Origin of the sequence: Klebsiella sp. A-Nf5 (assembly GCF_002810545.1) — a bacterium.
GTDB lineage: Bacteria > Pseudomonadota > Gammaproteobacteria > Enterobacterales > Enterobacteriaceae > Klebsiella > Klebsiella variicola.
In genome coordinates, this window is record NZ_PIOG01000031.1 from 31,855 (window position 1) to 46,368 (window position 14,514).

Here is a 14,514-nt window from a genome sequence, read left to right on the forward strand (position 1 = left end):
ACAATGACCACTCGTTTACCGCTGGTTGCCGCGCAGCCGGGGATCTGGATGGCCGAGCGCCTCTCCACTCTGCCAGGCGCCTGGAGCGTGGCCCACTATGTTGAACTGCGGGGCGCACTCGACCCGGCGCTGCTGGGTAAGGCGATTGTCGCCGGTCTGCAGCAGGCGGACACCCTCAGCCTGCGCTTTCAGGAAGAGGAGGGGGAAGTCTGGCAGTGGGTGGCGGCCGACCGCACCTTTGGCGAACCGGCGATCATTGACCTGCGTACGGCGCCGGATCCGCATCGCGCCGCCACGGAGCGGATGCAGGCGGACCTGGCGCAGGATCTGCGTGTCGACGGCGGCAACCCGCTGGTGTGCCATCAGCTGCTGCGCGTCGGCGACGACCGCTGGTACTGGTATCAGCGCTATCACCACTTGCTGGTGGATGGCTTCAGCTTCCCGGCGATAACCCGGCAGATCGCTGCCATTTACCGCGCCTGGCAGCGGGGGGAAGCCACTCCTGAGTCGCCTTTCACCCCCTTCGCCGAGGTGGTGGACGAGTACCAGCGCTACGCCGGCAGCGAGGCCTGGCAGCGGGATAAAGCCTTCTGGCAGGCCCAGCGCCAGGCGTTACCGGCGCCAGCCTCACTCTCTGCCGCGCCGCTGGGCGGACGCGCCGCCGGGAGCGATATCTGGCGGATGAAGCTGGAGATGAACGCCGACGCCTTCCGCCGCCTGGCCGGCCATGCGCCGCAGTGTCAGCCCGCTGACCTGGCGCTGGCGCTCACCACGCTGTGGCTGGGCCGCCTGTGCAACCGGATGGACTACGCGGCGGGCTTTATCTTTATGCGCCGGATGGGTTCAGCCGCGCTGACCTCGACGGGGCCGGTGCTCAATGTCCTGCCTCTGGCGGTGCATATTGTCGCCCAGGAGACGCTGGCGGACCTGGCGATGCGCCTCGCCGGTCAGTTGAAAAAGATGCGCCGCCATCAGCGCTATGACGCCGAACAGATCGTTCGCGACAGCGGCAAAGCGGCAGGGGACGAACCGCTGTTCGGCCCGGTGCTGAACGTCAAAGTCTTTGATTACCAGCTGGATATCGATGGTGTGCAGGCACTGACCCACACCCTCGCCACCGGCCCGGTCAACGATCTCGAGCTGGCGCTGTTCCCGGATGAAACCGGCGGGCTGTCGCTGGAGATCCTCGCCAACAAGGCCCGGTACGATGAAGCCGAGCTCCGTCGCCACATGGCGCGACTGACCGCGCTGCTGGCGCAGTTCGCCGCCGATCCGGCGCTGCGCTGCGGCGAAGCAGAAATGCTCTCCGCCGACGAGCTGGTCCGGCTGGCGGCGGTCAACGATACCGCTGTGCCGCTGCCTGCCACCACCCTCAGCGCGCTGGTGGCCGACCAGGCGCGGAAGACCCCGGATGCCCCGGCGCTGGCGGACGCCCGCTGGCAGTTCAGCTATCGCGAGATGCGTCAGCAGGTGGTGGCGCTCGCGCAGCTGCTGCGTCAGCGCGGCGTGAAGCCGGGCGACAGCGTGGCGGTGGCCCTGCCGCGCTCGGTGTTCCTGACCCTGGCGCTGCACGGTATTGTCGAAGCGGGGGCCGCCTGGCTGCCGCTGGACACCGGCTACCCGGACGATCGCCTGCGGATGATGCTGGAAGACGCCCGGCCGTCGCTGCTGATCACCTCGGAGGATCAGCTGGCCCGCTTCAGCGATATCCCGGGGCTGGAAAGCCTCTGCTACCAGCAGCCGCTGGCCGCCGGGGATGACGCGCCGCTGGCGCTGTCAAAACCGGACCATACCGCCTACATCATCTTTACCTCCGGCTCCACCGGGCGGCCGAAAGGGGTGATGGTCGGCCAGACCGCCATCGTCAACCGCCTGCTGTGGATGCAGGATCGCTATCCGTTATCTGCCGACGACGTGGTGGCGCAGAAAACGCCGTGCAGTTTTGACGTGTCGGTGTGGGAGTTCTGGTGGCCGTTTATCGCCGGCGCACAGCTGGTGATGGCCGAGCCGGAGGCGCACCGCGACCCGCAGGCGATGCAGCAGTTCTTCGCCCACTACGGCGTGACCACCACCCACTTTGTGCCGTCGATGCTGGCGGCGTTTGTCGCCTCGCTGGATGCCGACAGCGTCGCCGCCTGCCGCACGCTGCGGCGGGTATTCTGCAGTGGCGAAGCGCTGCCGACGGAATTGTGCCGTGAATGGGAGCGCTTAACCGGCGCGCCGCTGCATAACCTGTACGGCCCGACGGAGGCGGCGGTGGACGTCAGCTGGTATCCGGCCTGCGGCCCTGAGCTGGCGGCGGTGACCGGCAGCAGCGTGCCGATTGGCTGGCCGGTATGGAACACCGGGCTGCGCATTCTCGATGCCGCGATGCGCCCGGTGCCGCCGGGGGTGGCGGGGGATCTTTATCTCACCGGCATCCAGCTGGCGCAGGGCTATCTGGGGCGTCCGGACCTCACCGCCAGCCGCTTTATTGCCGACCCGTTTGCCCCCGGTGAGCGGATGTATCGCACCGGCGACGTGGCGCGCTGGCTGACGAACGGCGCGGTGGAGTACCTTGGCCGCAGCGACGATCAGCTGAAGATCCGCGGGCAGCGCATCGAGCTTGGCGAGATTGACCGGGTGATGTCGGCCCTGCCGGACGTGGCGCAGGCGGTGAGTCACGCCTGCGTCTTCAATCAGGCGGCGGCGACCGGCGGCGATGCCCGGCAGCTGGTGGGCTATCTGGTCTCTGACTCCGGCCTGCCGCTGGATACCGCGGCACTGAAAGCGCGGCTGGCGGAACAGCTGCCGCCGCATATGGTACCGGTGGTGCTGATGCAGCTCGCCGACCTGCCGCTGAGTGCCAATGGCAAACTGGACCGCAAAGCGCTGCCGCTGCCGACCCTCGGCGGCGAACGCAGCGGCCGACCGCCGGAGCCCGGCATGGAAACCCTTGTCGCCGCCGCCTTCAGCCAGCTGCTGGGCTGCGAGGTGAACGATATCGACGCCGATTTCTTCGCCCTCGGCGGTCATTCTCTGCTGGCGATGCGTCTGGCGGCACAGCTCAGCCGCCAGCTGGCGCGGCAGGTGACCCCGGGGCAGGTGATGGTGGCCTCGACGGTGGGCAAACTGAGCGCGCTGCTGGCTGCCGATCTCAGCGATGAGCAGGCCCGGCGCCTGGGGCTGGATACGCTTCTGCCGCTGCGCGAGAGCGACGGCCCGACGCTGTTCTGCTTCCATCCCGCCTCCGGCTTTGCCTGGCAGTTCAGCGTGCTGGCGCGCTATCTCAGCCCGCGCTGGTCAATAACCGGTATTCAGTCGCCGCGCCCGCAGGGGCCGATGGTCACCGCCACCAGCCTCGACGAGGTGTGCGAGCACCATCTGCGCACGCTGCTGGCGCAGCAGCCGCACGGCCCTTATTACCTGTTTGGGTATTCGCTGGGCGGCACCTTAGCCCAGGGCATTGCCGCCCGGTTGCGCCAGCGCGGCGAAGCGGTGGCCTTCCTCGGCCTGCTGGATACCTGGCCGCCGGAGACGCAAAACTGGGCGGAGAAAGAGGCCAACGGGCTGGATCCCGAAGTGCTGGCGGAAATTGACCGCGAGCGCGAAGCGTTCCTCGCCGCCCAGCAGGGGCAAGCTTCCGGCGAGCTGTTCAGCGCCATCGAAGGCAACTATGCCGATGCGGTGCGGCTGTTAACCACCGCCCACAGCGCGAAGTTTGACGGCAAGGCGACGTTGTTCGTGGCGGAGAAGACGCGGCAGGCGGGGATGGATCCGCAGGTCGTATGGGGCCCGTGGGTGGGGGAACTGGAGGTGTTCAGCCAGAACTGCGCCCACGTCGACATCATCTCCCCGCAGGCCTTTGAGGCCATCGGCCCGGTGGTTAGGGAGATTCTGGGGTAACGGTTGAGTTCGGGCTACAGCACGTAGCCCGTCTCAGCGTAGCGCAAGCCGGGGAAAGAGGAGATTACCGGCGGCCCAGCGGTACCACCAGCGGCGTATGCGCCACCGGATCCTCAATGATCGTGCAGCGCAGGCCGTAAATCCGTTCAATCAGATCGGCGGTGACGATCTCCTTCGGCGCCCCCTCGGCGACGATCTTGCCGTCGCGCAGGGCGATCAGGTGGGTGGCGTAGCGGCAGGCCTGGTTAAGATCGTGCAGCACCGCCGCCAGGGTATATCCCTTCTCGCGATTCAGCTCGCTCAATAGCTCCAGCAGGTCGATCTGATGGCTGATGTCCAGCCAGGTGGTTGGCTCATCCAGCAGCATAATCGCCGTTTCCTGGGCCAGCACCATCGCAATCCACGCCCGCTGCCGCTGGCCGCCGGAAAGCGTGTCGACGCTCTGCAGCGCCAGATCGCTGATCCCGGTCGCCCGCATCGCCTTGTTCACCGCCTCTTCATCTTCTTTGCGCCAGCGGGTAAACAGCGGCTGGTGCGGATAGCGCCCGCGGGCCACCAGCTCCTGCACCGTGATATCGCCAGGAGTGGTGGCATTCTGCGCCAGCAGCCCGATACGGCGGGCAACCTCTTTACTGGCGTACTGCTGGATCTGCGCGCCGTCGAGCCAGACGTGGCCGCTGGCCGGCGTCATCAGGCGACTGAGGGTGCGCAACAGCGTCGACTTGCCGCAGCCGTTGGGGCCGATAATGGCGGTGAAGTGGCCGTCAGGGATGGTCACGTTCAGCGACTCGGCGATGGTCTTGTTACCGTAGGCCAGGGTTAACTGCTCGCCGCGCAAACGGGAGGGGGCTGCACTCATTTTTTGCGGGACTCCTGAATCAACAATGCAATAAGGTAAATACCGCCGAGGCTGACGGTTAACACGCCAACCGGCAGCTGCCACGGCATAAACAGCCGCTGGGCGCCGTAATCGGCCAGCGCCAGCAGCAGCGCGCCGCACAGGGCCGACTGGGTCAGTCCCCAACGGGCCGTGCCGCTCAGGCGGCGGGCGATATGCGGCGCCACCAGCGCGATAAATGAGATCGGCCCGGCCAGCGCCGTCGAGGCGGCGGTGAGCACCACCGCCACCAGCATCAGCAGCAGGCGCGAACGCTCGACCTGCACCCCCAGCGCGCAGGCGGTATCGTCGCCCATCTCCAGCAGTCGCATCCGGCGAACCAGCAGGGCGCTGCCCACCAGCATCAGCAGGATCAGCGGCGCCGACGGCCAGGTTTTACCCCACGTCAGGCCGTTAAGCGATCCGGCGTTCCACAGGCCCGCAGAAAGTGCGGTCTCCAGCGAGGCGCGCAGCAGCAGCCAGGTGTTGAATGCCACCAGCATGGCCCGCACGCCGATACCGATAATGATCAGGCGGAAGGTCTCGATCCCATTGCGCCAGGCCAGCAGCCAGACCACCAGCGAGGTCAACACCCCGCCGGCCATCGCCGCCAGAGCAATCGCCGTCAGGTTCTGGCCGAAGAGGACCATCGCCACCAGCACGCCGCTCCAGGCGCCGGTGTTAAAGCCCATCACGTCCGGGCTGCCGAGCGGGTTGCGGGTCAGCGACTGGAAAATGGCGCCGCTGACGCCGAGCGCGGCACCGATGAGCAGCGCCATTAACACCCGCGGCAGCCGCCATTCGTTCACCACCATCGCGACGTTGCGCGGCGCGTCGCCGAACAGCGCGGAGAACACCTGGTCGATCGTCAGGGGCACCGGGCCTTGCGCCAGCCCGAGCAGGGAAATCAGCAGGCTGGCGGCCATCAGCAGCAGGCAACTGGCTATCAGGCGGCGGGACGGGGCAATCACAGGCCACCTCCCCGCGGCTGGCGGCGCACCAGCCAGATCAGCACCGGCGCGCCGAGAAAGGCGCTCACCACCGATACCCGCAGTTCGCCGGGCACCAGCAGGCGGCCAATCACGTCGGCAAACAGCAGCAGGGCCGGGGTGGCGAGCAGGGTGACCGGCAGCGACCAGCGATGATCGGCACCTACCAGCCAGCGCGCCATATGCGGCATCATCAGGCCGATAAAGGCGATGGGGCCGACGACGGCGGTGGCGCTGCCGCACAGCACGGTGATGACGATCAGGCCGATCAGTTGGGTGCGGGCGACGCGGCTGCCGAGGGCAGTGGCGGTATCGTTGCCCAGGCTCAGGCTGTTAAGCGCCCGGCTCAGCAGCAGGGCGGCGATCCCCGCCATCACCACCGGCAGCAGGACAATTTTCAGGGTTTGCAGGGTGCGGATATCCAGCGAACCGGCCTGCCAGAAGCGCAGCTGATCGTAGACGTCCGGGTTGAGCAGGGCGATGCCGTTTGACAGCCCCTCCAGTACCGCCGCGAGGGCGACCCCGGCGAGGGTGAGGCGTACCGGGCTCAGCTGGCCGCCGCCCTGACTGCCGGTAAAGGCCACCAGCAGCGAGGCGCAGAGCGCGCCGCAAAACGCCAGCAGCAGTTGCTCCTGCGGAGAGGTGATCCCGAACAGCGCCGCGCCGAGGACGATGGCGAAGCTGGCGCCGGAGTTGACCCCCAGCAGGCCGGGGTCGGCCAGCGGGTTACGGGTGAGCGTCTGCATCAGCGCGCCGGCGAGACCGAGGGCGACGCCGGCCAGCAGACCGGCCAGGGTACGCGGCAGGCGCGCGTCCAGCACGATGGTGCAGTCGGCGCTTTGACAGGTTCCGCTGAAGGCGGTGAATACCGTGCCGATCGGCAACGATTTGGCGCCGATGGTCAGGCTAAGCGCGGCGGCTAAGGCGAGTAACAGCAACAATCCGGGCACGGCGACAGAGCGTACCGCGGTCGTAGAAAACGACATAACTGACATCCCTGATATGATAATGATAGTAATTATCGTTATCGATTTTATTCAGCTATGGTAGCATGACCCACAGTAAAAAGGGTATTAAAAATAACGACAAGGCGCTGTAATGAACCGACAATCCTGGCTGCTCAATCTCAGCCTGCTGAAAACTCACCCGGCGTTTCGCGCCGTTTTTATCGCTCGCTTTATCTCTATTCTGTCGCTTGGCCTGCTGGGCGTGGCCATTCCGGTCCAGATCCAGATGATGACTCATTCGACCTGGCAGGTCGGGCTGTCGGTGACCTTGACCGGCGCGTCGATGTTTGTTGGCCTGATGGTGGGGGGCGTGCTGGCTGACCGCTATGAACGTAAACGCCTGATCCTGCTGGCGCGCGGCACCTGCGGCGTGGGCTTTGTCGGCCTGTGTCTGAACGCCCTGCTGCCGGAGCCGTCGCTGGCGGCGATCTACCTGCTGGGGATCTGGGATGGGTTCTTCGCCTCGTTGGGGGTGACCGCGCTGCTGGCGGCGACGCCGGCGCTGGTGGGACGGGAAAACCTGATGCAGGCCGGGGCCATTACTATGCTGACGGTGCGCCTTGGCTCGGTGATTTCGCCGATGATCGGCGGCCTGCTGCTGGCCACCGGCGGCGTGGCCTGGAACTTCGGCCTGGCGGCGGCGGGGACCTTTATCACCACCTTAACCCTGCTGCGTCTGCCGCAGCTGCCGCCGCCTCCGCAGCCGCGCGAGCATCCGCTGCGATCCCTGCTGGCGGGGCTGACCTTCCTCTGCCAGAGCCCGCTTATCGGCGGGATTGCGCTACTCGGCGGTCTGCTGACCATGGCCAGCGCGGTGCGGGTGCTCTATCCGGCGCTGGCCGACGGCTGGCAGATGTCGGCCGGACAGATTGGCCTGCTGTATGCCGCTATTCCGCTCGGGGCGGCGCTGGGGGCGTTGACCAGCGGCCAGCTGGCCCAGACGGTGCGGCCCGGCGCGCTGATGCTGGCGACCACGGTGGGATCGTTTGTCGCCATTGCGCTGTTCAGCCTGATGCCGCACTGGGCGTTGGGCGCGCTGTGCCTGGCGCTGTTTGGCTGGCTGAGCGCTATCAGTTCGTTGCTGCAGTACACCCTGATCCAGACTCAGACGCCGGAAAATATGCTTGGGCGGATTAATGGTCTGTGGACCGCGCAAAACGTCACCGGCGACGCCATCGGCGCGGCGCTGCTCGGTGGCTTAGGGGCGGTGATGACCCCGGCGGCTTCCGCCAGCGCCAGCGGCTGGGCACTGGCGCTCGTCGGCGTGCTGCTGGTGGGGCTGCTACGCGAGCTGCGCCGTTTCCAGCGCCCGGAAATCGTCAACGAAAGTTAAGTAGGGTGCGATTGCCCGGTGGCGGCTGCGCCTTACCGGGCCTACGGTCTGGCCTGGGGGCGCTGGCATTGTAGGCCGGTGCAAGCGCAGCGCCGCCCGGCAAAAGAGTTCAGGCCGCATTCCCGTCCTGATGCCCGGTGGCGGCTACGCCTTACCGGGCCTACGGTCTCGGGCATTGTAGGCCGGTGCAAGCGCAGTGCCGCCCGGCAAGTGATGGTACGGCCCGCGTTAGCCGAACAGGCTGGAGAGACGCTGGAGCACCAGCAGGGCGCTGTAGTAGTCAAGGCGGAAGGTCTCGGTGCCCAGCGGGTAGACGCGTTTGCTTGCCACCGCCGGGAGATGCGCCAGCAGCGGGTTGGCGTAGATGGCATCCGCATCTTTCTGGTCGCCGGCGAACAGGAACAGGCTCTGGCCGTTCAGACCGGCCGCGAGGTTCTCCCCGCCCAGTTGCACGATATCGTGGCGTTTACCCTGGCTATGGCTGGCGGGCAGGCCGCCCGGCAGCGTCGCCAGGCTAAAGCCCAGCTGTTCGAGCATCTGCCCCTGGGCCGATGCCGGCGTCCAGATATTGGCGCTGTGCGCGGCGGCGGTATAGACCAGGGCGGTCACCGGCTGCGGCGGCAGTTTCATTTTTTCTTTTAACGAAACGAGCTGTTTATTGAAGTCGGCAATGCGCGCGCTGGCCTGCTGCTCATGGCCGGTGATCTGCCCCAACTGGGTGAGAAGAGTTTGCCAGCTTTTATCGTCATAGTTGATGACCAGCGTCGGGGCGATCGTTTTGAGCTGATCGTACAGCGGCAGGGCAGAGTCGCCGCCGGTGGCACTCACCAGGATCAGATCCGGCATCTGGGCGGCCACCGCTTCCGCGCTCGGTTCGCCGATGTACAGCCGCGCCAGCTTACGGGCTTTGGCGACCTCGCTCCACTGGCGCAGAAAGCCCTGACTATCGGCGACGCGGTTGTTCGGCGTGGTGGCGCCGCTGGCGACCACCGGGGCGTCAATCGCCAACAGCGAGCCGGTGAGGGTCACGCTGGTGGAGACAATGCGCAGCGGCTGGCTCGCCAGGGTGTGCGTCCCGTAGCTGTCGGTGATCTGGCGCGGCCAGTCCGCCGCCTGGGCTGAGGTAATTCCTAAAAGCAACAGCATGCCGGTCAGCACACCGCGGCGGCAGAAAGAAAAGAAGTTCACGTCATCGCATCCTGATTCGAAAGGTAATAAATGCGTCTCATTTTCAACTTTACATCAGCAGGATGCAAGCCAAAGTGGCGGTGCAATGACGTAACGCGGTTGACATGGCGGGCAATACCTTTTAGGTTAGCCAACCAAAATACAAATGATAATTATTCGTAATATATTTATCGTTTTTTGGAGGATGATATGGAAACGTCACTGGCTGAGGATGTACAGAAACACTCCCAGACCCTGTCTCCGGACAGCTTCTTCTTTATGTCGCCGTACCGCAGTTTTAGCACCTCCGGCTGCTTCCGCCGCTTCTCACAGCCCGCCGTCGGCGGCGATGCGCTGAACGGCGAGTTCCAGCAGCAGCTGGCCGCCGCTTTTGCCGACGCCCGCGCGGCGGGGATCCGCAAGCCGGTGATGGTGGGGGCTATCCCGTTCGACACCTGTCAGCCTTCCGAGCTCTATATCCCCGAGCGCTGGGAAGCGTTCTCCCGCCCGGAAAAACAGCGTTCCGCCCGCTATGCCGCGCCGCTGGAGACAATGGAAGTGGTGGAGCGCCGGGAGATCCCGGAGCAGGACGCGTTTTTAGCCATGGTGGAACGCGCTGCCGCGCTGACCGCCACCCCGGAAGTGGACAAGGTGGTGCTATCAAGGCTTATCGATATTACCACCCGCGACCGCGTCGACAGCGGCGCGCTGATGGAGCGACTGATTGCCCAGAACCCCGCCAGCTTTAACTTCCACGTGCCGCTCTCCGACGGCGGCGTGCTGCTGGGCGCCAGCCCGGAGTTGCTGCTGCGTAAAGAAGGGCCGCGCTTCAGCTCATTGCCGCTGGCTGGCTCCGCTCGTCGTCAACCGGACGATGTGCTGGACCGGGAAGCGGGTAACAGGCTGCTGGCATCCGGCAAAGATCGCCACGAGCACGAGCTGGTGACCCAGGCGATGAAGAGCGTGCTGGGCCCGCGCAGCAGCCAGCTGTCGTTGCCGGCATCGCCGCAGCTGATCACGACGCCGACGCTCTGGCATCTGGCGACGCCAATCGAAGGCACCGCGCTGGCGCAAGAAAATGCCATGTCGCTGGCCTGTCTGCTGCACCCGACCCCGGCGCTGAGCGGCTTCCCACACCAGGTGGCGAAGCGCCTGATTGCCGAACTGGAACCCTTCGACCGCCAGCTGTTCGGCGGCATCGTCGGCTGGTGTGACGATGAAGGCAACGGCGAATGGGTGGTGACCATCCGCTGCGCGCGTCTGCAGCAGCGTACACTGCGCCTGTTTGCCGGCGCGGGCATCGTTCCGGCCTCCTCGCCGTTGGGCGAATGGCGCGAAACCGGCGTCAAACTGACCACCATGCTTAACGTATTTGGCTTGAATTAAGAGGCAAGGATGATTGCATTTACCCGTTGGCCGGAGGCGTTCGCGGCCCGCTATCGTCAAAAAGGCTACTGGCAGGATCTGCCGTTAACCAATCTGATCACCCGTCACGCGGAAAACGACGCCGTGGCGATTATCGATGGCGAGCGGCAGATTAGCTACCGCCAGTTTAATCAGCTGGTGGACAACCTTGCCTGCTCGCTGCAGCGCCAGGGACTGAAGCGCGGGGAAACCGCGCTGGTGCAGCTGGGCAACGTCGCCGAGTTTTACATCACCTTCTTCACGCTGCTGCGCATCGGCGTCGCGCCAGTGAACGCGCTGTTCAGCCATCAGCGCAGCGAGCTTAACGCCTACGCCGCGCAGATTAAACCGGCGCTGCTGATTGCCGATCGCGAGCACGCGCTGTTTGCTGACGATAGCTTCCTCCATGCGTTTATCGCTGAACATCCTTCCCTGCGCGTCGCACTGTTGCGTAACGACGGCGGCGAGCGCGATCTGGCGACGGAGATTAACCGCCCGGCGGATAACTTTGTCGCCAATCCAACCCCTGCCGACGAAGTGGCCTTTTTCCAGCTCTCCGGCGGCAGCACCGGGACGCCGAAGCTGATCCCGCGCACCCATAACGATTACGACTACAGTATCCGCCGCAGCAACGAGATCTGCGGGATTAACGCTGAGACGCGCTACCTCAACGCGCTGCCGGCGGCGCATAACTATGCGATGAGCTCCCCGGGTTCGCTCGGCGTCTTCCTCGCCGGCGGGCGGGTGATCCTCGCCGCTGACCCGAGCGCCACCCTCTGTTTCCCGCTGATTGAACAACATCAGATCAACGTTGCCTCGCTGGTGCCGCCGGCGGTCAGCCTGTGGCTGCAGGCGATTCATGAATGGGGCAGCAACGCGCAACTGCAATCGCTGGAGCTGTTGCAGGTCGGCGGCGCGCGCCTGTCGGCGACCCTCGCCGCGCGCATTCCGGCGGAAATCGGCTGCCAGCTGCAGCAGGTGTTCGGCATGGCGGAAGGGCTGGTGAATTACACCCGCCTTAACGACAGCCCGGAGCGGATCATCCATACCCAGGGCTGCCCGATGTGCCCGGACGATGAAGTGTGGGTCGCGGATGCCGATGGCAACCCGCTGCCGCGCGGCGAAGTGGGCCGTCTGATGACCCGCGGGCCGTACACCTTCCGCGGCTACTACAACAGCCCGCAGCATAACGCAGAAGCCTTTGACGCCGACGGGTTTTACTGCTCCGGCGATCTGATTTCGATCGACGAAGACGGCTATATCACCGTCCAGGGCCGGGAAAAAGATCAGATCAACCGCGGCGGCGAGAAGATCGCCGCCGAAGAGATCGAAAACCTGCTGCTGCGCCATGAGGCGGTGATCCACGCCGCGCTGGTCAGCATCGAAGACAACCTGCTGGGCGAGAAAAGCTGCGCTTATCTGGTGGTGACCTCGCCACTGCGCGCCGTCGCGGTGCGCCGTTTCCTGCGCGAGCAGGGGGTGGCTGAATTTAAACTGCCGGATCGCGTGGAGTGCGTTGCCGCGCTGCCGCTGACGCCGGTGGGCAAAGTCGATAAAAAACAATTACGTCAGTGGCTGGCCGAAGGCAAGCTGGGCTGAAGGAGAACAGAGAATGGCAATCCCTAAATTACAGGCATATGCGCTGCCGGAAGCCAGCGATATCCCGGCGAACAAAGTCAATTGGGCCTTTGAGCCGTCGCGCGCCGCGCTGCTGATCCACGATATGCAGGAGTATTTCCTCAACTTCTGGGGCGAAAACAGCGCGATGATGGAGAAAGTGGTGGCGAATATTGCCGCCCTGCGCGACTTCTGCAAACAGAACGGCATTCCGGTGTACTACACCGCCCAGCCGAAAGAGCAGAGCGATGAAGATCGGGCGCTGCTGAATGATATGTGGGGGCCGGGTCTGACCCGCTCGCCGGAACAACAGCAGGTGATTGCCGCGCTGGCGCCGGATGAAGACGATACCGTGCTGGTGAAATGGCGTTACAGCGCATTTCATCGCTCGCCGCTGGAGGAGATGTTGAAAGAGGCCGGCCGCGACCAGCTGATCATCACCGGCGTTTATGCTCATATCGGCTGCATGACCACCGCCACCGATGCTTTCATGCGCGATATCAAACCGTTCTTTGTCGCCGACGCCCTGGCGGACTTCAGCCGTGAAGAGCACCTGATGGCGCTGAAATACGTCGCCGGCCGCTCCGGCCGCGTGGTGATGACCGAAGAATTGCTGCCTCTGCCGGCTTCTAAAGCGGCGCTGCGCGCGCTGATCCTGCCGCTGCTCGACGAATCCGACGAACCGCTGGATGATGAAAACCTGATCGACTACGGTCTGGATTCGGTGCGGATGATGGCCCTGGCCGCCCGCTGGCGCAAAGTGCACGGCGATATCGACTTCGTGATGCTGGCGAAGAACCCGACCATCGACGCCTGGTGGGCGCTGCTCTCCCGTGAGGTGCAATAATGGCGGCGCTGGATTTTCGCGGCCAGACCGTGTGGGTGACCGGCGCAGGTAAAGGGATCGGCTATGCCACCGCGCTGGCTTTCGTCGAGGCCGGGGCTAACGTCACCGGTTTCGACCTTGCCTTTGCCGGCGAAGGCTACCCGTTTGCCACCGAAACGCTGGACGTCGCCGATGCCGACCAGGTTCGCGACGTGTGCGCGCGGCTGCTCAACAACATCGAACGACTGGACGTGCTGGTGAACGCCGCCGGGATCCTGCGCATGGGCGCCACCGATCAGCTGAGCGCGGAAGACTGGCAGCAAACCTTCGCGGTCAACGTTGGCGGCGCGTTTAATCTGTTTCAGCAGACGATGGCCCAGTTCCGCCGTCAGCGGGGCGGGGCGATCGTTACCGTCGCCTCCGATGCCGCGCATACGCCGCGTATCGGCATGAGCGCATATGGCGCCTCGAAAGCGGCGCTGAAAAGCCTGGCGTTAACCGTTGGCCTTGAGCTGGCGGGCAGCGGGGTGCGCTGTAATCTGGTCTCGCCGGGCTCTACCGATACTGATATGCAGCGCACCCTGTGGGTTAGCTACGATGCCGAGCAGCAGCGGATCCGCGGCTTCGGCGAGCAGTTTAAGCTGGGGATCCCGCTGGGCAAAATCGCCCGTCCGCAGGAGATCGCCAATACCATTTTGTTCCTCGCCTCTTCTCACGCCAGCCATATTACCCTGCAGGATATTGTGGTTGATGGCGGCTCGACGCTGGGGGCGTAAATGGCCTGGAAGCGAGAGCTCACGCTGGCGGCGCTGAACGCCAGCAGCGAAAACACCATGGTGGCGCATCTGGGGATCGTCTACACCCGGCTGGAAGCGGGGCTGCTGGAGGCGGAGATGCCGGTGGATGCGCGCACCCATCAGCCGTTTGGCCTGCTGCACGGCGGCGCTTCCGCGGCGCTGGCGGAGACGCTGGGCTCGATGGCCGGTTGGCTGATGACCGAAGAGGGGCAGTGCGTCGTCGGGACTGAGCTGAACGCCAGCCATCACCGGGCGGTCTCCAGCGGGAAAGTGCGCGGCGAATGCCGTCCGCTACATCTTGGCCGCCAGAGCCAGAGCTGGGAGATAGTGGTGTATGACGAGAAGGGGCGGCGCTGCTGTACTTGTCGTCTGGGCACCGCGGTGCTGGGCTAAGGAGCCGCTATTTCCCCGGCTTGCGCTACGCTTAGCCGGGCTACGTATCGGCGCAATGAGTAGCCCGGATAAGGCGCAGCGCGCCGCCATCCGGGAATTTCCCTGCTCGGGCTGCGCTTAGCCGGGCTACGGATCTGTAGGTCGGGTAAGGCGTTAGCCGCCACCCGACAAAAAAAACGGCACCGTTCACGGTAATCCTTTCATTCATTTTCCTGCCTT

General features: G+C 65.0%; 11 protein-coding genes. 7 read left to right on the plus strand and 4 right to left on the minus strand.

Going from position 1 to position 14,514, the window contains the following annotated elements:
- Nucleotides 1-3 precede the first annotated feature (3 nt).
- Nucleotides 4-3,885 carry an enterobactin non-ribosomal peptide synthetase EntF gene (gene entF / locus CWM53_RS03775; RefSeq protein WP_100729346.1) on the plus strand — a complete coding sequence of 1,294 codons (3,882 nt, stop codon included), beginning with the start codon at nucleotides 4-6 and terminating at the stop codon, nucleotides 3,883-3,885.
- 64 nt (nucleotides 3,886-3,949) lie between these two features.
- Here entF and fepC read toward each other — a convergent pair whose 3' ends face one another.
- The 3 genes from fepC to fepD are packed head-to-tail and all read right to left on the minus strand — an operon-like array spanning nucleotide 3,950 to nucleotide 6,737.
- Nucleotides 3,950-4,744, minus strand: a complete 795-nt coding sequence (gene fepC, locus CWM53_RS03780) for an iron-enterobactin ABC transporter ATP-binding protein (protein WP_074386581.1) — start codon at nucleotides 4,742-4,744, stop codon at nucleotides 3,950-3,952.
- Nucleotides 4,741-5,733, minus strand: a complete 993-nt coding sequence (gene fepG, locus CWM53_RS03785) for an iron-enterobactin ABC transporter permease (RefSeq protein ID WP_004147521.1) — start codon at nucleotides 5,731-5,733, stop codon at nucleotides 4,741-4,743. The genes fepC and fepG overlap by 4 nt, the downstream gene beginning before the upstream one ends.
- On the minus strand, nucleotides 5,730-6,737 hold the full coding sequence (gene fepD / locus CWM53_RS03790) for a Fe(3+)-siderophore ABC transporter permease (protein WP_008805582.1): 1,008 nt from the start codon (nucleotides 6,735-6,737) through the stop codon (nucleotides 5,730-5,732). The genes fepG and fepD overlap by 4 nt, the downstream gene beginning before the upstream one ends.
- A 112-nt stretch (nucleotides 6,738-6,849) precedes the next feature.
- On the opposite strand from fepD, the gene entS reads away from it, so the two are divergent.
- Nucleotides 6,850-8,091, plus strand: a complete 1,242-nt coding sequence (gene entS / locus CWM53_RS03795) for an enterobactin transporter EntS (protein ID WP_074386580.1) — start codon at nucleotides 6,850-6,852, stop codon at nucleotides 8,089-8,091.
- A gap of 228 nt (nucleotides 8,092-8,319) precedes the next feature.
- On the opposite strand, the gene fepB is transcribed toward entS, so the two are convergent.
- Nucleotides 8,320-9,279, minus strand: coding sequence for a Fe2+-enterobactin ABC transporter substrate-binding protein (gene fepB, locus CWM53_RS03800; protein ID WP_100675929.1), 960 nt, complete (start codon nucleotides 9,277-9,279; stop codon nucleotides 8,320-8,322).
- A gap of 189 nt (nucleotides 9,280-9,468) precedes the next feature.
- Here fepB and entC point away from each other — a divergent pair, with 189 nt between their 5' ends.
- From entC to entH, 5 genes are read left to right on the plus strand one after another with little or no spacing between them, the layout of a single operon-like run.
- Nucleotides 9,469-10,644: an isochorismate synthase EntC gene (gene entC, locus CWM53_RS03805; protein WP_100675928.1), complete on the plus strand. Its 1,176-nt coding sequence runs from the start codon at nucleotides 9,469-9,471 to the stop codon at nucleotides 10,642-10,644.
- 9 nt (nucleotides 10,645-10,653) lie between these two features.
- Nucleotides 10,654-12,261, plus strand: a complete 1,608-nt coding sequence (gene entE / locus CWM53_RS03810; protein ID WP_100729345.1) for a (2,3-dihydroxybenzoyl)adenylate synthase EntE — start codon at nucleotides 10,654-10,656, stop codon at nucleotides 12,259-12,261.
- Between the two features lie 13 nt (nucleotides 12,262-12,274).
- Nucleotides 12,275-13,126 (plus strand): enterobactin biosynthesis bifunctional isochorismatase/aryl carrier protein EntB, encoded by an 852-nt coding sequence (gene entB, locus CWM53_RS03815; protein ID WP_074386576.1) that lies wholly within the window; start codon nucleotides 12,275-12,277, stop codon nucleotides 13,124-13,126.
- The gene (entA, locus tag CWM53_RS03820) at nucleotides 13,126-13,881 is read left to right on the plus strand and encodes a 2,3-dihydro-2,3-dihydroxybenzoate dehydrogenase EntA (protein WP_133123780.1); all 756 of its coding nucleotides are present in this window, start codon (nucleotides 13,126-13,128) and stop codon (nucleotides 13,879-13,881) included. The genes entB and entA overlap by 1 nt, the downstream gene beginning before the upstream one ends.
- Nucleotides 13,882-14,295 (plus strand): proofreading thioesterase EntH, encoded by a 414-nt coding sequence (gene entH / locus CWM53_RS03825; RefSeq protein WP_025714607.1) that lies wholly within the window; start codon nucleotides 13,882-13,884, stop codon nucleotides 14,293-14,295.
- Nucleotides 14,296-14,514: the final 219 nt, after the last annotated feature.

Coding starts and splice junctions, on each gene's coding strand:
- entB (WP_074386576.1), top strand. CDS start 12,275: ATGGCAATCCCTAAATTACAGGCATATGCGCTGCCGGAAGCCAGCGAT.
- entE (WP_100729345.1), top strand. CDS start 10,654: ATGATTGCATTTACCCGTTGGCCGGAGGCGTTCGCGGCCCGCTATCGT.
- fepC (WP_074386581.1), bottom strand. CDS start 4,744: ATGAGTGCAGCCCCCTCCCGTTTGCGCGGCGAGCAGTTAACCCTGGCC.
- entS (WP_074386580.1), top strand. CDS start 6,850: ATGAACCGACAATCCTGGCTGCTCAATCTCAGCCTGCTGAAAACTCAC.
- entH (WP_025714607.1), top strand. CDS start 13,882: ATGGCCTGGAAGCGAGAGCTCACGCTGGCGGCGCTGAACGCCAGCAGC.
- entA (WP_133123780.1), top strand. CDS start 13,126: ATGGCGGCGCTGGATTTTCGCGGCCAGACCGTGTGGGTGACCGGCGCA.
- fepD (WP_008805582.1), bottom strand. CDS start 6,737: ATGTCGTTTTCTACGACCGCGGTACGCTCTGTCGCCGTGCCCGGATTG.
- entC (WP_100675928.1), top strand. CDS start 9,469: ATGGAAACGTCACTGGCTGAGGATGTACAGAAACACTCCCAGACCCTG.
- entF (WP_100729346.1), top strand. CDS start 4: ATGACCACTCGTTTACCGCTGGTTGCCGCGCAGCCGGGGATCTGGATG.